General features: G+C 63.3%; 24 protein-coding genes. 21 read left to right on the top strand and 3 right to left on the bottom strand.

Going from position 1 to position 20,916, the window contains the following annotated elements:
• Positions 1 to 189 precede the first annotated feature (189 nt).
• From CMV14_RS24250 to CMV14_RS24150, 21 genes are all read left to right on the top strand, one after another.
• The gene (locus CMV14_RS24250) at positions 190 to 951 is read left to right on the top strand and encodes a helix-turn-helix transcriptional regulator (RefSeq protein WP_013849920.1); all 762 of its coding nucleotides are present in this window, start codon (positions 190 to 192) and stop codon (positions 949 to 951) included.
• Between the two features lie 82 nt (positions 952 to 1,033).
• Positions 1,034 to 1,711: a LuxR family transcriptional regulator gene (locus CMV14_RS24245; RefSeq protein WP_229742691.1), complete on the top strand. Its 678-nt coding sequence runs from the start codon at positions 1,034 to 1,036 to the stop codon at positions 1,709 to 1,711.
• A 74-nt stretch (positions 1,712 to 1,785) separates the two neighbouring features.
• Positions 1,786 to 2,397 carry an acyl-homoserine-lactone synthase gene (locus tag CMV14_RS24240; protein WP_007683387.1) on the top strand — a complete coding sequence of 204 codons (612 nt, stop codon included), beginning with the start codon at positions 1,786 to 1,788 and terminating at the stop codon, positions 2,395 to 2,397.
• Positions 2,398 to 2,408: 11 nt separating this feature from the next.
• The gene (locus CMV14_RS24235; protein WP_013039073.1) at positions 2,409 to 3,341 is read left to right on the top strand and encodes a phytanoyl-CoA dioxygenase family protein; all 933 of its coding nucleotides are present in this window, start codon (positions 2,409 to 2,411) and stop codon (positions 3,339 to 3,341) included.
• Between the two features lie 63 nt (positions 3,342 to 3,404).
• Positions 3,405 to 3,743 (top strand): hypothetical protein, encoded by a 339-nt coding sequence (locus CMV14_RS24230; RefSeq protein ID WP_009823965.1) that lies wholly within the window; start codon positions 3,405 to 3,407, stop codon positions 3,741 to 3,743.
• Complete coding sequence (locus CMV14_RS24225; RefSeq protein WP_021224381.1) at positions 3,740 to 4,405, top strand: lytic transglycosylase domain-containing protein; 666 nt, start codon at positions 3,740 to 3,742, stop codon at positions 4,403 to 4,405. The genes CMV14_RS24230 and CMV14_RS24225 overlap by 4 nt, the downstream gene beginning before the upstream one ends.
• On the top strand, positions 4,402 to 4,740 hold the full coding sequence (locus CMV14_RS24220) for a TrbC/VirB2 family protein (RefSeq protein WP_013039070.1): 339 nt from the start codon (positions 4,402 to 4,404) through the stop codon (positions 4,738 to 4,740). Before CMV14_RS24225 ends, CMV14_RS24220 begins: the two co-directional genes overlap by 4 nt.
• Positions 4,737 to 5,087, top strand: a complete 351-nt coding sequence (locus CMV14_RS24215) for a VirB3 family type IV secretion system protein (RefSeq protein ID WP_044663235.1) — start codon at positions 4,737 to 4,739, stop codon at positions 5,085 to 5,087. Before CMV14_RS24220 ends, CMV14_RS24215 begins: the two co-directional genes overlap by 4 nt.
• Complete coding sequence (locus tag CMV14_RS24210) at positions 5,074 to 7,491, top strand: VirB4 family type IV secretion/conjugal transfer ATPase (protein WP_013039068.1); 2,418 nt, start codon at positions 5,074 to 5,076, stop codon at positions 7,489 to 7,491. Before CMV14_RS24215 ends, CMV14_RS24210 begins: the two co-directional genes overlap by 14 nt.
• A 3-nt stretch (positions 7,492 to 7,494) precedes the next feature.
• Positions 7,495 to 8,208: a TrbJ/VirB5 family protein gene (locus CMV14_RS24205; RefSeq protein WP_007683402.1), complete on the top strand. Its 714-nt coding sequence runs from the start codon at positions 7,495 to 7,497 to the stop codon at positions 8,206 to 8,208.
• Positions 8,205 to 8,423: an EexN family lipoprotein gene (locus tag CMV14_RS27660; RefSeq protein WP_150132838.1), complete on the top strand. Its 219-nt coding sequence runs from the start codon at positions 8,205 to 8,207 to the stop codon at positions 8,421 to 8,423. The genes CMV14_RS24205 and CMV14_RS27660 overlap by 4 nt, the downstream gene beginning before the upstream one ends.
• A 21-nt stretch (positions 8,424 to 8,444) precedes the next feature.
• Positions 8,445 to 9,389: a TrbL/VirB6 family protein gene (locus CMV14_RS24200; protein WP_013039067.1), complete on the top strand. Its 945-nt coding sequence runs from the start codon at positions 8,445 to 8,447 to the stop codon at positions 9,387 to 9,389.
• 340 nt (positions 9,390 to 9,729) lie between these two features.
• A complete protein-coding gene (locus CMV14_RS24190; protein WP_013039065.1) occupies positions 9,730 to 10,428 on the top strand; it encodes a VirB8 family type IV secretion system protein in 699 nt (232 codons plus the stop codon).
• Positions 10,425 to 11,282: a P-type conjugative transfer protein VirB9 gene (gene virB9 / locus CMV14_RS24185; RefSeq protein WP_013039064.1), complete on the top strand. Its 858-nt coding sequence runs from the start codon at positions 10,425 to 10,427 to the stop codon at positions 11,280 to 11,282. The genes CMV14_RS24190 and virB9 overlap by 4 nt, the downstream gene beginning before the upstream one ends.
• A 3-nt stretch (positions 11,283 to 11,285) precedes the next feature.
• The gene (gene virB10, locus CMV14_RS24180; protein WP_013849913.1) at positions 11,286 to 12,512 is read left to right on the top strand and encodes a type IV secretion system protein VirB10; all 1,227 of its coding nucleotides are present in this window, start codon (positions 11,286 to 11,288) and stop codon (positions 12,510 to 12,512) included.
• Between the two features lie 3 nt (positions 12,513 to 12,515).
• Complete coding sequence (gene virB11 / locus CMV14_RS24175) at positions 12,516 to 13,520, top strand: P-type DNA transfer ATPase VirB11 (RefSeq protein ID WP_013039062.1); 1,005 nt, start codon at positions 12,516 to 12,518, stop codon at positions 13,518 to 13,520.
• On the top strand, positions 13,504 to 15,468 hold the full coding sequence (locus CMV14_RS24170; protein ID WP_021245302.1) for a type IV secretory system conjugative DNA transfer family protein: 1,965 nt from the start codon (positions 13,504 to 13,506) through the stop codon (positions 15,466 to 15,468). Before virB11 ends, CMV14_RS24170 begins: the two co-directional genes overlap by 17 nt.
• Positions 15,458 to 16,327, top strand: coding sequence for an LPD7 domain-containing protein (locus CMV14_RS24165; protein ID WP_031291273.1), 870 nt, complete (start codon positions 15,458 to 15,460; stop codon positions 16,325 to 16,327). The genes CMV14_RS24170 and CMV14_RS24165 overlap by 11 nt, the downstream gene beginning before the upstream one ends.
• A gap of 97 nt (positions 16,328 to 16,424) precedes the next feature.
• Complete coding sequence (locus tag CMV14_RS24160; RefSeq protein ID WP_021245304.1) at positions 16,425 to 16,622, top strand: hypothetical protein; 198 nt, start codon at positions 16,425 to 16,427, stop codon at positions 16,620 to 16,622.
• On the top strand, positions 16,622 to 17,800 hold the full coding sequence (locus CMV14_RS24155; protein ID WP_021245305.1) for a nucleoside triphosphate pyrophosphohydrolase family protein: 1,179 nt from the start codon (positions 16,622 to 16,624) through the stop codon (positions 17,798 to 17,800). Before CMV14_RS24160 ends, CMV14_RS24155 begins: the two co-directional genes overlap by 1 nt.
• Positions 17,797 to 18,501 carry a uracil-DNA glycosylase family protein gene (locus CMV14_RS24150; protein ID WP_013039057.1) on the top strand — a complete coding sequence of 235 codons (705 nt, stop codon included), beginning with the start codon at positions 17,797 to 17,799 and terminating at the stop codon, positions 18,499 to 18,501. The genes CMV14_RS24155 and CMV14_RS24150 overlap by 4 nt, the downstream gene beginning before the upstream one ends.
• Here CMV14_RS24150 and CMV14_RS24145 read toward each other — a convergent pair.
• Genes CMV14_RS24145 through CMV14_RS24135 form a run of 3 tightly spaced genes read right to left on the bottom strand, consistent with a single transcriptional unit; the run spans position 18,468 to position 20,915 of the window.
• Entirely contained in the window at positions 18,468 to 19,247 is a 780-nt protein-coding gene (locus tag CMV14_RS24145) for a hypothetical protein (RefSeq protein ID WP_013039056.1), read from the bottom strand. The genes CMV14_RS24150 and CMV14_RS24145 overlap by 34 nt on opposite strands.
• Positions 19,219 to 19,899, bottom strand: coding sequence for a C1 family peptidase (locus CMV14_RS24140; protein WP_013039055.1), 681 nt, complete (start codon positions 19,897 to 19,899; stop codon positions 19,219 to 19,221). The genes CMV14_RS24145 and CMV14_RS24140 overlap by 29 nt, the downstream gene beginning before the upstream one ends.
• A gap of 5 nt (positions 19,900 to 19,904) precedes the next feature.
• On the bottom strand, positions 19,905 to 20,915 hold the full coding sequence (locus tag CMV14_RS24135; RefSeq protein ID WP_013039054.1) for an ImmA/IrrE family metallo-endopeptidase: 1,011 nt from the start codon (positions 20,913 to 20,915) through the stop codon (positions 19,905 to 19,907).
• Position 20,916 lies beyond the last annotated feature (1 nt).

The following is a 20,916-nucleotide window of genomic DNA, read 5'->3' as shown; positions in this document are numbered from 1 at the left end:
ATGTGAATCCCAAATCGGCGGCCGCAGACGGGTTGTCAGCTATGACACTTTGCCGGCGGATAAAGTGTCATAGGCGATCCATTCTAATCGTAGATTGTTGCGAATCGTTCTCAACTCATCCTGATAATCATGGCGCTCGCCGCTTAGGTGTGGACGAGCCGTCTCCTCGCGAACGAGCTTCCGTCGCCTATGGCGAACAGGATAAAAGACTGCGGCCGCCTTGATGATCTCACGCGCTTTGCGACGGACTGTCAGCGTGCTGAAACCCTTGGCGATCTGCATGGCACGATCGATGCCGCCGTGCGCGATCTTGGCTTCCGCTGGTTCACGCTGCTTCACAATATCGACCTTCGGCGCGGCGACGAGCAAAGCCTGTTCCTCACAACCTATCCGTCGGCCTGGCTCGAGGAAGTTCTAGAAGAACGCCACTATATCGAAGATCCCATTCATGCGGCCTGCGCACGTACGCCCTCTGGACTGGCCTGGGACCGTGTCGGCGACGTGCTGGAGCTCACGCCGCGCCAGCGAGGCATCCTTGACCGCGCCCGGGATCATGACCTTGCATCGGGCTACAGTTTGCCGATCCGGACTCCGGGCGAGCCCGAGGCGATCTTCACTGCGGCCCGATCACGCGACGAGCCGCTGAGTGCAGAAGAGGTTCTGACCGCCCGTCTGCTCGGCTCGGTCGCTTATGATCGGGCGCGCGAGCTGCTTGGCGAAAGGGCAGGGCCATTGGCCTGCGTCCCTCTCAGCCCTCGCCAGGTCGAATGCATCGCGCTCGTCGCGCAAGGCAAAAGCGACTGGGAGATCGGCCAGATCCTCGGCCTCAGCCGCGACACCGTGCACGAATATGTTGAATCGGCCCGCAGGCGTTATGGCGTGCGACGACGCACGCAGCTGGTGCTGCGCGCGGTTCGCGATGGTCATCTCAACATGGAAGCGCTGCTCTGATCTCGCCGGCCATATGATGATCGGGCTTGGGCAAGTTCAGGATTTCTGCGCTGTCGCTGGCGCGATCAAGGACACTACGGCCTTGTCTGACCTGATGGCCGAAATCACGAAGGCCATGGGCTTTCGGCACTATGCCCTGGTCCATCATGTCGACCTGAAGCCTGCGGTTCGCTCGGTCCACATCGTCGACTATCCGCAAGACTGGGTGGAGCGCTTCCAGGCGAGACGCCTCTATGCGAGCGACCCGATCCACCGCGCCAGCCATCGCACCAATGTGGGCTTTGCCTGGTCGGCGGTTCAGTCGATCATCTCTCTGACGGCCGCCGATCGCTCGATCCTGGCAGAAGCCTACGAGGCCGGGCTGGGCGACGGCTTCACCGTTCCGGCCCATATTCCTGGCGAGCTCAATGGATCCTGTTCCTTCGCGATGGCGGCGGGCGAGATGCTCGACCATCGGCAGCTGCCGTTCGTGCAGCTCGTCGGCAGCTTCGCGTTCGAAGCGGCACGCAAGATTTCCCGGATCCACGCGCCGCAATCCGAATGCCCGAGCCTGACCGAAAGGCAGGCCGAATGCGTGGCGCTGGTCGCGCGGGGCAAGACCGATTGGGAGATCAGCCAGATCCTCGGCATCGGCCAGGAAACGGTGATCCAGCATGTGAAGGATGCGCGCGACCGCTATGGCGTCACCAAGCGCACCCTCCTCGCCATTCGCGCCTTGTTCGAAGGGCAAATCAGCTTTGCCGATGTGTTCGGCCGATGATCTCCCCAGAACTGGGGATAACGCAAAAAAGCCGCCTCTGATCGACTGACAGGCCTCACCAAAAGGAGGCTGTCATGCACATCGGGACCGGCTTTTCGCAAGCCATGGAACACCGCCTGTTTCGCTCCATGTTCGAGGAGCGCAAGCGGGTCTTCGTCGATCTTCTTCGCTGGGACGTTCCGGTCATCGCCGGTCGCTACGAGATCGATCAGTTCGACAATGATCGCGCCGTCTACATCGTTGTTACCGGGGACGACGGGGAACACCGGGCATCCGCACGGCTTCTGCCGACCACGCACGAGCATATTCTCGGCACGATCTTCCCGGATCTTTGCGAGGAAGCGCCGCCGCGCGGCAGTGCTATCCTGGAAATCACCCGCTTTTGCCTTGCGCGAAAATTGCGCGCCCGGGAGCGTCTCGAGCTGCGCAATCAGCTGGTCACCGCGCTCGTCGAATATGCCCTCGCCAACCAGATCCACAGCTTCACCGGGGTCGCCGAGTGGCCGTGGTTCCAGCAGATCCTGGGTTTCGGCTGGACTTGCCGACCATTGGGTCTTCCCACGTCCGAGCAAGGGCGAAGTCTCGTCGCCTTGCAAATCGATGTGGACGACCGAACGCGCGAGCAGCTGCGCGCGAGCGGCATTTTCCGCCCTGTCGGCCTTGCCGATCTTCCCGCCGCAGCATGAGGAGGGCGATCATGGCCACGATCGCACCGCGCGGCGTCTCCGCCGCGACCAAAGCCGACGAAAATCTGCGGCAGCACGGCTTCTGCATCCTGCGGGATGTCGAGTCTCGGTCACGCATCGAGGAGATCAATCGATCCCTCCATCCGCGTTTTGCCGCCACGCCTTTCTGCCAGGGCGGATTCTACGGCCCTCGGACAAAACGCTTCGGTGGCCTGCTGAAGCGCGCGCCGACGGTTGAAAGTCTTGTCCAAAACCCTGCCGTCATGCGCCTCGTCCACGCTATCCTCGAGCCCTGGTGCGACACGGTCCAGCTCAACCTCACGCAAGCGCTCGAGCTGCACCCGGGGGCGCCAGCGCAATTTCCGCACCGGGATCAGGACATGTGGCGCGGTCCGACCGGCGAGCTCGAATATCTCGTCAACGTCATGTGGCCGATTTCGCCGTTCAAGGCCGAAAATGGGGCGACGCTGGTCTGGCCGGGGAGCCACAATGGCGGGCAGGGCGACGACGGCGCGGAGCCGGTCGCCATCGAAGCGGATCCGGGATCGGCGATCATATTCCTGGGATCGACCCTCCATGGCGCCGGCGCGAATCGTTCAAACGCGGTGCGCCGAGGCATCATCGTCAGCTACTGCCTCGGCTGGCTGAAGCCCTATGAGAACCAGTGGCTGACCTATCCGCCCGAGGTGGCCAGCGCATTCGATCCCGAGCTTGCCGCGCTGGTCGGCTACCAGCAGCACCGCCCCAATCTCGGCAATTATGACGGGCAGTGCCCGTCCATCCTGCTCGGCGGCGATCCGCCAGACCATCTCGCCGCAATCGATGCTCTCCGGCCCGACCAGGAAGGCGCTCTGTCCGAATTCCTGCGGCAGCAAACCGATCAACTCCCCCCCCGGCTAGGGGGATTGCCGAAATCGAGCGCGGTCGGAACAAAAGAGAGGTGAAATCCAACGGATAGCTGACGGCATTTCCCGACGCGGGAGCTGTCTCTCGCGGGGGAAGACCCGATGCAACGTGCAATATTCGGCATGGCGATGCTCGCCCTCGCCACAGCCCTTCCAAGCGCACCGGCAGCGGCGAATGACCTGGGCTGCCAGGTTCTCCTGTGTCTTTCCAATCCCGGTGGCGCGACCCAATACGCGCAATGCGTGTCGCCGATGACCAAGCTATGGCAACGCTTGGCCACCGGCGGCGCCTTTCCCGGCTGTAGCGGCGGCGTCGCCCGCACGAAGGTCTATGATCGCGATTCCACAACTCGCCGCCGGGTGGTCATCACGTTCAACGACGGCCGCAGCCAGACCTTCTCGCTGGCCGGCATCGAGCGTTTGGACGGCGGCCGCCGATGATCCTCGATGTCGCCACCCTTCTTTCGCTTGCAGGAGCTTGCGCACCGACGGTGGCGCCTGAGACGCTCATTTCGATCGTCCACACGGAGAGCCGGTTCAACAGTCTCGCAATCGGGGTCAATAGTCCCGGCGTGCGCGCGCCAAAGCCCGCGACCAAGGCGCAGGCAATCGCTGCGGCGCGCAGCCTGATTGGTCGAGGCTACAACATCGATCTCGGCCTGGGGCAGATCAACAGCGCCAATCTCGGCTGGCTGGGGCTTTCGGTGGAAAATGCATTCGAGCCCTGCTCCAACCTAGCCGCCGCCGCGCGTGTCCTAGCGACCAACTACCAGGCGGTCGCGCGCCTTGCCCCGAGCCGCGATCACGCGATCGCGACCGCCCTGTCGCTGTACAATACCGGCGACCGGCAGCGCGGCTTTCGCAACGGCTATGTCGCCAGGGTCTATGCCAGCGCGTCGGCCGTCATTCCGTTGATCCGGAGTACGGCGCCGGCAACCAGAAACTCGGTCGTTGCCCCAGCGGCTCCGGCCTTCGCTCCGCCACCCGATACCCCTGTTTCGCCCCCGGCCGCAGCCGGGTGGAAAACAGCGGCGAGGGCGAGCCAGGCCTCGCTCATGGTGTTCGGCGACGGGGCCGCATCTCAGAAAGGACAGCATCCATGACAGCAATCACCGCCCACCTGGGCGGACGGCCACAATGGGCGCGACTTCTGCTGCGCATCATCGGCGTGATGGCATTGGCGCTGCTTGTCTCGATACTGCTGAGCGATCCTGCGCACGCGCAAGGTGCCGACGGCATCACGTCCATGGCGGAGAACATCAAGACCTGGCTCACCGGGACCTTCGCCAAGACCATCGCGGTGATCGCGGTCGTGATCGTCGGGTTCATGTTTTTCACCGGGCGCGCCAGCCTCGGCCTTCTGGTGACGGTCATTGTTGGCATCTTCATCGTCTTCAGCGCGCAGTGGATCGTCGACACCATCACGGGTGGCGCGTGAAGGAGAGCGCCGCGCTGGACGAGCGGCTGCGCGAGGAGACGTTGTTTCTCGCGGTCACGCGCCCGACGATGTGGCTCGGCGTGCCGCTCGAAGCCTCGTTGCCGATCGCGCTTGCCGCCTGTCTCACTTTGATCGTCAGCGGCAACCCGCTCTATGCCGGCGCCATCGGAGGCGCCTGTCTTGCTGTTGCACGGCTCATCGTGCGGCATGATGCCAACGCCTTCCGGCTGCTGTCCCTCTGGACCATGACCAAGGCGCGCAACCGGAACCGCGTCTGGTGGGGCGGCAGTTCCTATTCGCCGCTCCCGGTCGCCGGGCTGAAACGCAAGGGCTTTGCGCGTGGCTAGCGCGGCTGCCCAGCTCCCGCCCCGCAAGACGCCGTGGCGCATATTGCGGCAAGAGGCCGAGCCTGGGCGCTATCTGCCCTATGCGCGCCACGTGACGTCGGAGGTGATCGCGCTCGATAGCGGCGACCTCATGATGATGTTCCGCCTCGAGGGGCTCGCCTTCGAAACCGCGGATCCGATCCACCTCAACGACTGGCATGAGAAGCTCAACGGCACCTGGCGCAACATTGCCGACGACCGGCTCGCGCTCTGGACCCACATCGTTCGCCGCCCGGTCGATGACTATCCCGAAGGCCAATTCCGCTCGGACTTCGCGGCCGAACTGGACGAAAAATATCGCGCGCGGGTGACTGCCAAGCGCATGTTCGTCAACGAGCACTATCTGACGCTGATCATGCGGCCGGCGGTCGGCTCGGCCGATCGGACGGGGCTTCTCCTCAAGCGCATCGCCAAGGCCAGGGCGGCCGATGAAGAAATCGACCCTGACGAACTGGCCCGCTTCGAGGAGAAGGCGCGCGATATCGAAAAGCTCCTCCGGCGGTGCAGCCCCGCACGGCTCGGCCTCTATGAGCAAAATGGCCTCCTATTCTCCAGGCCGCTCGAAGTGCTCGAGCAAGTCATGATGGGCGCCAAGGCCAAGGTGCCGCTGGTCCGAGGCCATCTTGGATCCGCACTCTACGGCGAGCGGGTGATCTTCGGACGCGAGACGGTCGAGATCCGCGCCCATGATGCGAGCCGCTGGCTGGGGATTTTCGGCATCCGGGAATATCCTGCGCTCACCCGTCCCGGTCAGATGAACGCTCTGCTCGGCCAGGATTTCGCGTTCGTCGTGTCGCAATCCTTCACCTTCATGGGGAAGGCGCGCGCGGCCGAAAGGCTGCGCCGGCGACAGAACCAGATGGCCTCGACCGAGGACGCGGCAGCAAGCCAGGCGCTCGACCTTGAAGACGCCGCCGACGATCTTCAAAGCAATCGGTTCGTGCTGGGCGAACATCACTTCTCGCTTGGGGTGTTTGCCGAGAGCCAGAGGCGGCTCGCCGATAATCTGTCGGCCGCGCGGGCGGCGCTCGCGGACGCTGGTCTGGTGTCGGCGAGGGAAGGTCCGGCGCTCGAAGCAGCCTTCTGGGCTCAGCTTCCCGGTAACTTCGCGTGGCGGGCGCGGCCGGCGGCAATCACATCGCGGAATTTCGCCGCATTGGCACCCTTCCATACCTATCCCGCGGGCCGGCCGAGCGGAAATCATTGGGGTCCGGCGATCGCGCTGATGAAGACGGCCGCGCAATCGCCCTACTATTTCAACTTCCATGTCGGGGATCTCGGCCACACGCTCATTATCGGTCCCTCGGGCGCGGGCAAAACGGTCGTTCAGAACTTCCTGATGGCGCAGCTCGAGAAGACGGGCGCGCAGCAGATCTTCATCGACAAGGATCGCGGCGCCGAGATCTACGTGCGGTCTGTTGGCGGGATCTATCTGACGCTGAAGAACGGGGAGCCAACCGGCTTCGCGCCGCTGCGGGCGCTCGAATATGGACCGCGCAACCTCGTCTTTCTCGGTCGTCTGATCCGGCAGCTGGTGACGCCGCCGGGCGGCCCGCTGGGCGTCACCCAGGAGCGTATGATCGACGAAGGCTTGGCGTCGCTCGGGCGGCTCGCACCGGAGAACCGATCCATTCTGGCCCTGCGCCAGCTGCTCGGCCAGCGCGACCCGGAAGGCATCGGCGCTCGACTTGAGAAATGGTCGCGGGGCGGATCGCTGGGTTGGGTGTTCGACAACGAGATCGATGCTTTGTCGCTCGATGCGCCGTTCCTCGGCTTCGACATGACCGACTTCCTCGACAATCCGGAAGTTCGCACGCCGATCATGATGTACATGTTCCATCGCATCGACGGCCTTCTGGATGGCCGCCGACTGGTGATCGACATCGATGAGTTCTGGAAGGCGCTGGGTGATGACGCTTTCCGCGCCTTTGCCCAGGATGGCCTGAAGACCTACCGCAAGCAGAACGCCTTCTTGGTTTTCGGCACGCAGAGCCCGGCCGATGCGCTGCGCTCGGATATCTCACACAGTATCATGGAGCAGGTCGCGACCAAGATCCTGCTGCCCAACCCCTATGGGCGTGAAACGGATTATATCGACGGGCTGGGCCTGACCCAGGCGGAATTCAAGCTCGTCCGTCACGACCTGAACCCCGAGTCTCGCCGCTTCCTCATCAAGCAGGGTCATGACTCGATCGTGGTGGAACTGGACCTGGGCGGCCTCTCCGACGAGCTCGCGGTGCTCTCGGGCACCACGGAAACCGTGACGCTCCTCGATGCCATTCGCGCTGATGTCGGCGACGACCCGGCGAAATGGCTGCCTCTTTTTCACCAGCAGCGTCGGTCTGCATCGATCAGGAAAGGATGAGCTATGGGTAAGGGCATATACGCAGCACTTGGCGCCATCGCCCTAGGAATGGCGGGGCCTGCAGTTGCGCAAGGCATCCCCGTCTACGACAGCTCCGGTTATCTGCAGGCGCTGGCCACGGTGAAAAACACCCTGTCGATGATCGATCAGGGGAAGGAGCAGATCGCAGAAGCGAAGCAGCTCTATGGCAGCTTCAACCAGGTCACCGACGTCAACGGCATCGCATCATCTCTTTCCACCGATGCCATGCGCCATCTTCTGCCGCGGGAGGCCCGTGACATCAGTCGGCTGATGTCGTCGGACAATGCCAGCCTGGGTTCGCTCGGGAGCTCCGCGACCCGTATCCGGGACGCCAACCGCATCGCTTTGCCGGAATTGCGGCCAGGTGCGTCGGCGTATGAGCGCGCGTCCCGCGATAACCTCTTGCGGAACGGCGACCTCGCAGCGCGCGACGCCGCGATCGCGGAGGCGGCCTATGGCGTGTCGGCCCAGCGTACCGCCGGCCTCGAAGAGCTGAGAACCTCGCTGGATACCGCTTCGGACGCCAAGCAGGTCATGGATATCCAGGCGAGGGTAGGGGTCGAGAATGCCCATATCCAGAACGACGCCTTGCAATTGCAGGCGCTGCGAATGCGGCAAGAAGCAGACGTCCAGTTGCGATCACAGCGCGAAAGCGAAGCGATACTGGCGACGAAGCTAGAAAGCTTGTCGCAATGACCGCGAGAGCTTTGCTGCTTGGGTTTGCCGCAGCGGGAATGCTCGCAGGATGCGAGCGGGCACCGCGCGGGAAGGACTATCTAACCTCTCACCCGGAAGAGCTCAGAGGACTCGTCAAGGCCTGTGCCGACGGATCACATCCCAACGAACAGGAGTGTTCCAACGCTGAAAGCCTCCGGATCCTCGACAACAAGATGCGGTCGCTTTCGAAATAATCCAGCGCCCTGGAGCCTCGCATGGCCACGGACATGTTCAATTCACTTTACGCGAACGTTGATGGGAAGCTTGATCTTTTCCTCAACGAGCGTCTCCAAAACGTCGTAGAGGTTGTCCGTGGTCCGCTCGCTGTCGGGCTGGTTATCTACATCGCCCTGTTCGGCTACATGGTGATGCGGGGCATCATCAGCGAACCATGGGGTGAGCTATTCTATCGGATGGTGAAGCTCTGCCTGCTGTATGTTGCTGCGACGACGGTCGCCTATTCCGATTGGATCACGACGCCGCTCTTCCACGGAATGCCCGATGCGATCTCCCAAGCTCTCGCCGGTAAGACGATCGACACAGTAGGAGAGGCATTCGACGACTATTACACTCAAAGTGATGCTATAGTTGCGCGGATAGAGACTGAAGCCGCAACCTACAGCGACATTAACCCATATAAACTGGTCCTCTATGCGCTGAGCCTGGGGCTGAAGGCATTAGTTGGGCTCTCGGCAGCGGTTGGATTCGCTATCACCATATTTGCCAAAGTTGCGTTGGCGATCATTATCGCGCTTGGCCCCATCTTCATCGCCCTAGCTCTTTTCGAGCCAACGAGGCGTTTTTTCCACGGCTGGCTGGGCCAAGTATTCAACTATATCGTTCTCCTTGCTGTAATCATAGCCATCACGACCCTAATCACAGACCTCGGAGCGGCTGCAACAGCAGCATCTGAAGGCGTCGTGGATACGGCTTTCGGTGCTGTCCTGTTTGCAGCGTACATATTTTTGGGGACGATCTTCTTCTTCCAGGCTCCGGCCATCGCGACGGGAATAGCCGGGGGCGCGGCTGCCGGCGTGGGTGCCTTCGCCGGAACGGCTTGGGGGACGATGGCATCTCCCTTCCGACAGCGTCGCGTCATGCGCAACAGTCGCAACTTGGAGCGCGCCGCTCGTCGCGGCGGCACCATCGAATCGGCGTAGTGAGGCATCATCATGACTTTCCTTTTTCCGCGAATTTCCGCCTCGAGCTTCCGCCGCAGCGTCGCTTGCCTAGTCGGTGGCTTAGCTGTGCTCGGCGTCGCGGGCTGTGCTTCCGGACCCAAGAAGCTCGCGGTTTGCAATGGTCATCGCCTGCGAGACGTGAACATCTACGGAAGCGTCCTGCCTGGCTCGCCAGTGCCTGCCACCACGGCACCAAGAGTTGCGCCGCCCATACCGCCCCTGTCCCATCCTCGAGACGGCGATCCGCCCCCGCCGCCCGCCGTGCCGTCGCCGTCTACCTCGGACGACAAGGTCTCGTTCGCACCAAGGGGATCGCATTATGCGAGCTGCTGATGACCGCTCGGAGGCCGTGCCGGCATCGGGGCTGCAGCGCTATTTCCGGGACGCACGAAGCTGGGATCAGGACAGGATCCGGAACGCGCTGCGCTCGACCCGCATCGCTTGGAGCATCGCGGCCATCGCCTCACTCCTGGCCGCGGCCTCGATCTTCGCAGTTGCGGCTCTGACACCTCTCAAGACTGTCGTGCCCTATGTTATTCGCGTCAACCAGACCACCGGCGCGGTGGATGTCCAGACCGCGCTCACCCAGCGGCCGATGCGCTACGATGAGGCGGTCACCAAATACTTCCTCGCCCAGTATGTGAGAACCCGCGAAAGCTGGATCCCGGCAGCGGCCGAAGAAAATTTTCGGTTCGTGACGATCCTCTCGCAACCGACTGAACAGCAGCGCTGGGCGCGCTTCTACAGCAGCAACAATGGCGCAAGTCCCCAAAATGTCTGGGGCAAGAATGCCGTCGTGCAAGCGCGCGTGCGCAACATCGCCTTCATCAACGATCGCGTCGCCAATGTGCGGTTCACGCGGACGGTCCAGACCGAGACCGACGTTCAGAACAGCGATTGGATCGCCACGATCACGTTCGCCTACGCCAACGCGCCCATGGCGGAAGGCGATCGCTACCGGAACCCGCTGGGATTCCAGGTCGAAAACTATCGTGCCGATCCGGAGGTGATCCGATGAGGGCACTCTCCGCCGCCATCATTTGCGCGCTGGTGCCTGTAACGGCGGCGCACGCGGTCGAAGTTCCGCGAGGTGGTCCGTCCGACCCGCGCGTCAAGTTCGTCGAATATGAAGAGACCGAGGTCTATCGGATCGTCGGCACGTTCCGGACCGCAACGCAGATTGTCCTGAGCGACGATGAGACGATCCAGCACGTCGCGCTGGGCGACACCGTATCTTGGGAGGTCGCCGTCGCCGGGCACATCCTGTTCCTCAAGCCGCGTGAGCGTGCCGGACCGACCAATCTCATCGTCACCACGTCGCGCGGAGGCGAATTGCGCAGCTATGCGTTCGAGTTGACCGCTCGCAGCGGTCCGATCACGGGCCGCAACGGCCAAGCCTATTTTCAGGTGCGGTTCCGATATCCCAGGGACGACGCCGACCGCGCCGCGCGTCTCAGGGCCGCGCAGATTGCCATGCAGGCCGCTGCCCTAGAGGGCCGCGCCGTTCGCGGCGCTCTCGATCATGCGGTCGTCGAAGGGCCTCGCAACATGAACTACAAGGTGCAGGGCTCCAGCGAGCTTCAGCCGTCGGAGGTCTCCGATAACGGGCAGTTCACGGTGTTGCGTTTCCCCGCGAACCGCGAGGTGCCGGCGATATATCTGGTGCGACCGGACGGATCTGAGACGCTGGTCCCCTTCGACGTCCGCGACGAATTCGTCGTCGTCCATTTGGTGGCGCGTCAGCTGCGCCTTCGGCGAGGCGGCGAGGTGCTGTGCATCTATAATCAGGCGCCAGAACCCTATGGGGTCGATCATGGGACGAACACCGGGTCGCCCCATGTCGAGCGCACCATCACACATCCGCAGGAATGAGCCATGGCCGAAGATCCATCCTCCGTTTCGCGCCTTCTGCCGAGCGCCGATCTCACGCCGGAGAAAGACGAGATCCTGCACGAGCGCGGTATCGAGCCGATCGGGGGGATGACGCCTTCCAAGCGCAATACCGCCCTCATCTTTGCCGGCACGGCGATGGTACTGGGCATCCTGTGGGTTAATTCCGGGACGAGCCAACAGGGCTCCAATCGTGACCTCACTGCACCGGGCGGGGCGGCCCAAGAGCGGCGCGATATCGTGGCGCGGGAAACCGTCGATTACGCGGCGGTCGCTCCGCAGCCGAGACCGCTGGGCGCAGGCGGGAGCGATCCCAACGCACCTGTGCTCAATCCCGCAGCAGGGGTTCCTGGCCCCGACGGTCAGATCGTCCCTGCCATGCAGCCCGGTGCGGCGCCAGGACCGACAGGAGGGACGGGCGCCCGGCCCAACCTCGCCGACCGGGCGCGACGGTCGACACTCATCGCCTATGGCGGGCGCGATCTCGGTGGGGAGACCTCGCAAGGTCCGGCGGCGGCCTCGGGCGCGCAACCGACCGAAAATTCAGGAACGCCAGGGAGCGCTGAGGGCGGGGCGCCCAATGCGCTGGATCTTCTGCGGCAAAGTTCGGCCGTAGGCGAAGCGCGAGCCTCGATGCTCCCCAATCGCAATTTTCTGATCACTGCGGGGACATTGATTCCCTGCACCCTTCAGACGGCCATCAATTCCGCGCAGCCTGGATACACGTCCTGCATGATCCCGCGCGATGTCTACTCCGAGAATGGCCGGGTCGTGCTCATGGAAAAGGGCACGCGCGTGCTCGGCGAGTATCGCGGAGGTATCCAACAGGGTCAGAACCGCCTCTTTGTGCTTTGGACCCGGGCGGTGACGCCACAAGGCGTCCGCATCGACCTTGCCTCGCCTGGGTCAGACGCGCTCGGCCGCGCCGGGCTTGCTGGGGCGGTCGACAGCTTCTTTTGGGCACGGTTCGGCGGCGCGCTCCTGCTCTCGCTCGTCGATGACGCCGCCTATATTGCCGGGCAGGCCGCATCGAGCGGCAACGGCAATTTCAACAATGTCACGCGTGCGCCGAGCGAAGGGGCCGCGATCGCGCTCCAGAACAACATCAATATCCGGCCGGTGCTGAAAAAGAACCAGGGCGAGGAGGTCGGTATCTTCGTCGCCAAGGACTTCAACTTCGCCGATGTCTACAATCTAGAGCTGCGGCGGTAAGCCATGCGCGACACCGCCGTCCTTCGTCACTACCTCGAACCGCTTCTTCCGTTGCTGGAGCCAGATGATGTGACCGAGCTCGTCATCAACCGTCCGGGCGAGGCGGGAATCGAGGACCGGCAGGGGTGGCGATGGCATGAGCTGTCCGAACTCGACAGCGAGTGGCTTGGAACGCTCGCCGTCGCCGCGGCAAGCTTCACGCACCAGGACATCGATGGGCAGACCCCGATCTGTTCGACCGTCCTCCCAGGCGGCGAGCGCTGCCAGATCGTAATCCCGTCGGTGACGCCGAGCGGCTGCCCGTCCTTTACGATACGCAAGCCCTCGACCGTAACCCTGCCGATCGACCAGCTCGCACGCGCTGGCCTCTTTGACACGACGCGCGCGAGCGCCCGGGGCCTTACCGAAACCGACGCCGAGTTGGTGGCACTTCGCGATGCGGGCGACTGGCCGGCCTTCTTCAAGGTCGCGGTCGCCGCGCGCAAGAATATCCTGGTCAGCGGTGCAACCGGGTCCGGCAAGACGACCTTGGCGAAAGCGCTCATCCAGCTCATCCCGCCCGACGAGCGACTGCTTACGATCGAGGACACACGCGAACTCATCGTGCCCCATCGCAATGTCGTTCATATGGTCTATTCGAGCGAGGGGCAGGGCCTTGCAAAGGTCGGTCCCAAGCAACTTCTCGAGAGCGCGCTGCGCATGCGCCCGGATCGGATCCTGCTGCAGGAGCTGCGCGACGGCACCGCGTTCTTCTACCTGCGCAATGTCAATTCGGGGCACCCTGGGTCGATCACCACGGTGCATGCCGGCTCTGCGGCGGGTGCCTTCGAGCAGCTGACGCTACTGGTCAAGGAATCCGAGGGCGGCCGAGATCTCGCGCGCGATGATATCCGCGGACTTTTGCGAATGCTCATCGATGTGGTCGTCCAGACCCGGCGCCATGGCGGCCGCTTCGAGGTCGAAGAGGTCTACTTCCACCCGAAGGTGGGCGATGCCGGTGCAGCGTAGCTTCTGGATGATCGGCCTGTCCGTTGCCGGCGGCACCTTATTGTGCTGCGCCATCGCCGTGCTGGTTGCCCTCTTTGGGCTGGGCCAGATCGGCTCTCACACCGACCTCACGGCCTTGCCCGCATGGCTGTGGTACTATCGGGCGGACCCACTGCTTATTCTTTGGCTAAAGCGCGGGGCGCTGGCGGGCGCAGTTGTGGTCGGGCTCCTCGCGATTGGAATTCTGCGCCGCGGGCCGGCATTGCACGGCACCGCCCGGTTTGCGCGCGAAGGCGAGATCCGGCGGGAGGGCCTTCGCGCCGCGTCCGGCATCGTTGTCGGCCGCAAGGCTGGACGTTTCCTGATATTCGGCGGGAGCGAGCATGTTCTGCTCGAGGCACCCACACGAGCGGGCAAGGGCGTGGGCGTCGTCATTCCCAATCTGCTGACCTGGCCAGATTCGGTGGTCGTGCTCGACGTGAAACGGGAGAACTGGGGCGCAAGCGCGGGGTATCGTGCACGGGCCGGCCAGGCCGTGCATCTGTTCGATCCGCTCGACGCGGAGGGGCGGACGGCGCGGTACAACCCCCTGGCGCACATCAGACGGACTGATGACATAGAGGTCGTCAACGAGCTGCAGAAGATCGCGGGCATGCTTTTCCCCGCGCCCGAGCGATCCGATCCCTTCTGGGCGGAGGCCGCGCGAGCGGCCTTTGTCGGCGTCGGCGCCCTGGTCGCATCCAACCCGGGCCTGCCCTTCACCATCGGCGAGATATACCGCCGCCTCACGAGCGGGGATCCCAAGAGCGACCTTCCCGCAACGCTTCAGGAAGCCCGCAGGGTGGGCCAGCGCCTCAGCCAAGCGTGCGTGTCCGCGATCCAGGATTTCACCTCGGCCTCGGACAACACCTTTTCCGGGATCAAGCAGACCATCACCGCGCGGCTCAATCTCTGGCTCAACCCCATGGTGGATGCCGCCACCTCGGAAAGCGACTTCGACCTGCGCGAGGTACGGCGTCGGCGCATGTCGATTTACCTTGGCGTGTCGCCCGACAATATCGACCGCATCGCGCCGATCTACAGCCTGTTCCTGCAGCAACTCGTGGATCTCAACACCCGCGATCTTCCTGAGGGCGCGACCAATGTCCCGGTCCTGGTCCTGCTCGACGAGTTCGCCAGGCTCGGCAAAGCCTCGGTGATTGCGAGCGGCTTTTCCTATGTCGCCGGCTATGGCCTACGTCTGGTCCCGGTCATTCAGAGCCGATCCCAGCTTCGCGCAATCTATGGTCCCGATGTCACCGACGAGATCATCGCCAATTGCGGGCTCGAGGTTGTCTTCACGCCCAAGGAGCTAAAGGTCGCGAACGAACTTTCCGAACGGCTCGGCTTTTTCACGATGAGCGTGAAATCCCGCAGCCGCACCATCCACGGGCTGCTGGCGAACCGAAGCATCTCGGAATCCGACCAGCGCCGCGCACTCTTGCTGCCGCAGGAGCTGATGCAGCTACCCAAGAGCGAGCTCCTGCTCCTCCGCGCCGGCATCCCGCCCATTCGAGGTCGCAAGATTGCCTATTACCGGATGCCGCGCTTCACGCGGCGAGTGATCGCTCCGCCCGTGCTGCCCGCCCGTCCCATCGCGGCAATGCTTTCTTCCCCCACTCCGGCTTTAGAGCAGCACGGTGCTGGCACGCCTGGGCTGAGTGGCACCCGCCGGCAACCGGCGACGAGCTCGGGGAACGCCATACCGGAGGAAATTGCGATGCGGGAAATGACCGAGGCCGAGCTTTCAGGCGCGGCAGAGATCACGGACGACATGCTGGTTCTGGGTGACCTGGCCGAACTGCCGCCGCCGGGCGACGAGGCTGCCGCAATCGCCTTCGTGACGGCGATGGTCGAGCGGGCAGTTTTACCACCGACCGGATCGGCATCCACGTCCCTCATGCAGGAAAGGGCAGCCCATGTCCGCTGAGAAACCCGAGAGTTCGCGGGGCGCTAGGAAGCGCAGCAATGCCATTTCAATCGGTGAGGCATCGCCATCGGGCCGTTCCGAAAAACACGGCCCTGATGCTCCCGAACCCCTGGGAAAGAAGGAAAAGGGGCAGCGGCCGCCCCGATCGGTCTCGACCGGCGACATGCCGGAGACGCTGCAAAAACGCTACTTCTCATCGACCAGCAAATGGTCAGGCGAGCCTGCCTACTTTACGACGGCTCAGGCCAAGGAGCCTGCATTTCGGGACCAAGGGAGGCGCCTTGTCACTTCGAGTGACAGTGAGGAGGTCGTGCGTGATCTCGTCGCGATCGCCCGGCATCGTGGGTGGACGAATGTTCACCTTACTGGCAGCGAGGCCTTTCGCCGGGCAGCATGGCTGGAGGCCAACCGCCAAGGGCTCGACGTGCGAGGATATCGGCCGAACGAGCGCGATCTGCAGGAGCTGGATCGCCTCAAGCTTGGCAATGACCGCAACAGCATCGCGCCGGCGGCCGTTCCGTCAGTCACCCGGGAGTCCGGCCGAGATCAGTCCCAAGCTCACGAGCGCTCGGCTCGATCCCGAGCTGCGGCGTCCGTGGGCAGAAACGAGCGAGCCGCGCAAAGTCAGTTGCGGGTGATCGAAGCGGTAGTGCGAACCGCACTGTTCGACAATCCCGAAGCGATCTCGCGCGTGATGAAGGTCGCGACCACCACACTGCAAAACCACGTTGACCGAGGTGATCAAATTCGTCCTGCCCTGCTCAGGGAAGGGCGCAACAGGAAGGGTCTGGACGTTGCGCCCAACCGAAACGAATCCTCGAGAGTCCATCCACCTGTGCAGCGATCTCGCAGCCGGTAGCGCAGTTTGCCCCGTTTACGGCTGTCGGAGGACCAATCATTCACCGATTGATAAATTTCTGTTTCATATTTTCATGAAACTCTGATTTATTGTTTTCATGAAACAAGTTGAGGCTCGCAGCGATGCCGATGACGAGCATCTTCAAATCCAGGTCCCAGGGGTGACCAAGCGCGATCTTGGTCAGCGAGCGCTCGACGCTCGCGAACCCATCCGCATGATCGTGCTGCGCGCGCTCGAGGCCTACGGCGTAAATGTGCCGCCTGAGGCAATCTCCGACCGTCGGAAGCGCAACTAATGTCAGGCGAGTTCGAGGCGCTGACGATCGACGACTACGCCAAGCAGGCTGCCCGGACGGACCAGCGTAGCGGGAAGAGCGCTCTGGGTTTCTCGATGCTCGGATTGTTCGGCGAAGCGGGCAGTCTTCTGAGCGAGGCGAAGAAGAAACAACGCGATGCTGCCTCTTACCTCGGATATGCCGATGCCGTTGCCGAGGAGCTCGGCGACGTTCTTTGGTATTTGGCGGCCGTCGCGCGCCGCAGCGCACTGGCGCTAAGCGACATCGCGGCAAATGCCGCGAGGGGCGACGACGAGTGGCGGGCTGGAAACAACGGTGCCTTGAGCTTCCATGCGCTCCAGCCAGCCCACATTCCGCTAGCCAAGGCGCCCATGCCGCAGTTCGAGCACACGCTGCTCGCGCTCGCCGGCGAGGTCGGCGTCCTCGTCAATAGCTTCCAGTTGGGGACGTTGACGCGAGACAAGGCGATGCTCGCTCGCCAACTCGTGGCGGTCATGCGCAGGCTAATCCAGGCCGCCAACGATTCCGGGGTCACGATCGAGGCGGCCGCCGTCAAAAACCTACATAAGATCTTTGACCGCTGGCCCCGCGAGAAAGTTTATCCGGCTCCGTTCGATGCCATGATGGACCCCGAAGAGCATCTCCCACGGCGGATGACGATCGACGTCTATGAGCGCAAGGTTCGCGGACAGACCTTCGTCTATCAACGATCGAGTGGCGTCTACGTCGGTGATCGGCTCACCGACAATGCGGTTGAACCCGACGATTATCGCTTCCACGACGTCTTTCACTATGCGCATGTCGCGGTCCTGGGCTGGTCGCCCGTCATCCGCGCATTGCTGCGCTTGAAGCGCAAGAGCGACCCGAAGCTCGATGATGCGGAGGATGGTGCGCGGGCGATCCTGATCGAGGAAGGCGTCACCTCGTGGATTTTCGGCCAGGCCCAGCAGCTTCGCTACTTCGACAAGGTAAAATCAGGCGGGCTGCCGCTGGACATGCTCAAGCATGTCCGCCAGTTCGTCGTCGGTTACGAATCCGAACGCTGTCCGCTGTGGCTCTGGGAGGAAGCGATCCTCCAGGGCTACGCGGCCTTCCGCTTCCTCCAGAAACACCGGCGCGGTCGCGTCACGATCGACTTCGCCCATCGTCGCCTGCTTATCAAGGAACTGCCGTCATGACCCCCAAGCATTTCGTTTCTACTCTGGCGGCAACCGAACTTCCTTCCGTTTTCAATCCCTGGCGCGATCGCTGCGCCGTTCATGACCGGCGCGACGCGGCGGCCAAGCGGCGCGATAATCTGGAACGGTTGCTGATCGCTGCCTTGGATGCAAAGGTCGAGACCATCTGGATTGCCCGCGACCTCGGTTATCGCGGTGGCCGGCGCACGGGCGTTCCCCTCACCGATGAGGTCCATCTCGACCGGGCGGGTGCGTTGATGGGCGGCATCGCCCTTCAACGTGCGACGCAAGGCCCGGCGGTCGCCGAGCGGACGGCGGCGATCGTCTGGCGCGTGCTCGAACAGATCGGACAGCCGGTCATGCTCTGGAACGTCTTCCCGTTCCATCCGCATGAAGCGGGCGATCCCTTGTCGAACCGTTGTCATACCCGCGGAGAACGCGAGGCGACCTGGCCTTTGCTTCAAGCGCTGATTGCCATGCTCAACCCCCGGCGCATCGTTGCGATCGGGCGCGATGCTCACCTAGCCCTTGGCGATGTCGGTATACCGACGACGGCCGTCCGCCATCCGAGCTATGGCGGGCAGCGCGACTTCATCGAAGGCATGTTCGCGATGTACGGGATCGACGGTGGCGCTCTCGAAACGCCGCGTCTGCCGTTGGAGGCGCCTTATGCTGCCGCGAGGAGTTGCGCACTCGCCTGATCGCAGCGCGCAAAAAGCTGCTGGAGATCGCCGCGATTCCATTTGCCGGTGTCGATTTCGGCGTGGGTAGAGACGATTGTCATTGGTCCGAGACCGACCCCTCCCTCTTTGGCAATGAACGATTGCAACCTGCCCAGCCCAATCAGATTGCCCAGTAGCTTTTCGATGTAGAAATGGTTGCGGTAGAATGCCGTCATGGCGATCCGGCGTTGATCGCCTTTGCCGATCAGCTTGAGGCTCGCGAAGCTCAGACACTGCCCGCCGTAAGGCGAATCGTTCACGTCGCGGGCAGGGTCGAAAACGCTCAGTTCAAACTTGTTGAGCGCGCGCACCTTTGGATTGCGCAGGCGCTCGACGATCCCCCAAATCTGGTTGATCGGCGGCCCGTCAAGTTGGGGTAACTGCATCATTCGCTCGAAATAGTAGCCTGACCAGGCTTCCTTCAACCTGACCTTTGGAAGCACATTGTCCCGGAACCGATCGAAGAAGAGCGGCGCGCCGTGGCGGTGGTAGAGCGCTGCCGGAAAGATGGTGTTGGCGACCGTCTCGATCGGCTTTTTGCCCCGCCCGGCAAGGAAGGCATCGACCTCGGCGACCACGGGATCTGCAAGCGTCGCGCGCGCCGAGGGATCGGCGACGTCGATGATGACGTTGTAGGCTTGGTGGCCGGGGGCGCCATCGACGACGCGCACCGCCTCGCGCCACGCGGAAACGCAGTCAGGCTGCGAGGGTACTGGAAGATACATCGACTGCCTCCATCAAATTCGCGGTGGCGAAGAGCCGCGGCGCCAGGAACCGTTCCGTCAGCCAGGCATGTCCGTCCATGCCCCATCCCGCACCCCAGCTATTGCGAACGAGAATTGCAGTGGCACCATCGACTTGGCCGTGCCCAACCGCGATTACGGCATGACGCTGGCTCGGTTCAGGCTGTTCGTCATTGGCGGGATCGACGATGCCATCGTCCGTCGGCATGAAGAACGAGCGCGACAGCATCGTCAGGATCACGACCGGCCGGCCTTGGTCGAGCAAGGCGATGATCGAGGCGAGGTTCGCTCCGCCCGGCTGGCCGTCTCGCCCATAGCGTTCACCCACGGCGGACGGCGGCTTCCACGAGCCATGGTCTTCGGGGACGGCCTGGAGGTAGGGCCAGCCCTGTTCTTCGGGTTGGCCGTCGCTGCGCAGCGCATCGAGCATCGCCGACAGCAGCGCGCCCTGCGCCGGCGATCGGCCCGCACGCCGCTGCGCTTGGTAAAAGGCGAATTCGCAGGAAAGCGGTGCCCAACCGTCGCGTAGGCCGGCATGGGCATCGCTTGCCGCAAAGGCCATGCAGGTGGGCCGCGCGCCTTGATCGCGCGCAGCACCAAACAAGGGCCGAAGATCGGTCGTGATCTGGATCATAGGAGCTAGGCGGCCTCGAGCAGATGCCGCCGCTCGGCGCGCGAGAGACCTTCAGGTTCGGGGCCGGTCAGGTCGAAGTCGAACGTCAGATGGGCCAACGCTGGCACCGGCTGCCATGGCCGCCGTTCCTCGATCGACATCCGACCCCGCTGCGCCGCCTCGATGGCGGCTGTCACTCTCCGAACGACCGGCCCGCCAATCGCGTCCGCATCGACCGCTTCGCGGTCGTCGCGAACAATGGCGAAGCCGCTCGCGATAAGCTGGTCGAAATCCCACAGATACCCGCCGCCGCTATGTTCCTTGAGCCGGAGCACAAACAGGTCGTTGCGGCTGCCATCGATTCTCGTGCCAGCGTCGCGTTCGGTCAGAAGCCAGACATCGCCGCGATAATTGGCCGGGCGATAATCCTTGAGAAGATCGATCTTCAGCGCGCGCGGCTGCGTCCGCAACAGATCGGTCATGGTCGATTGCGAGATCAGATTGTAGCGCAGCAGCGTCCGGCATGTCGCTTCGTAGCTGGCGCCCAAGCGAAGCGAGAGCTGATAAACCACGTTGGCGCGGCGAAAATCATCGACCTGCCAATCCTGGCGGGCGCTGTGCGACAGGATCAGCCATTTCGGCATCATGAAGGCAATCGCAAAGGCGTCCGCCTCGGTTTCCTGGAACAGCCCTCCGGGCTCCGGCGATGTTGGCATCCGCCGCAAGATGCTTTCGTCATCAAGGCTGGGTTGATGCTGCATCGAGAAATGCCCCAGCTCGTGGGCCGCCGTGAAGCGCTGAATGCTCATCGGCCGCTCGGTCGTAACGAGGACGCCGTGCGCAGGATCGCTCAAATAGGCGCCGAGCAGCCCTTTGAGCGGCCGGAGCAACAACGGCAGGTCGACGGCGTGGATCGCGCCGAACACATCGACGTTGCCACCTTGCTGTTCGATCACTTCGCGCGTGCTCAGCTGCCGATGCAGCCGCCCAGCGGCCATGGCCCCGGCTCGAACCGCGCTCGCGTAGTCGAGCGCCATG

Origin of the sequence: Rhizorhabdus dicambivorans, from assembly GCF_002355275.1 — a bacterium.
Lineage (GTDB): Bacteria > Pseudomonadota > Alphaproteobacteria > Sphingomonadales > Sphingomonadaceae > Rhizorhabdus > Rhizorhabdus dicambivorans.
The sequence above is the reverse complement of the archived record's forward strand: the minus strand, read 5'-3'. Positions and strand labels throughout refer to the sequence as shown.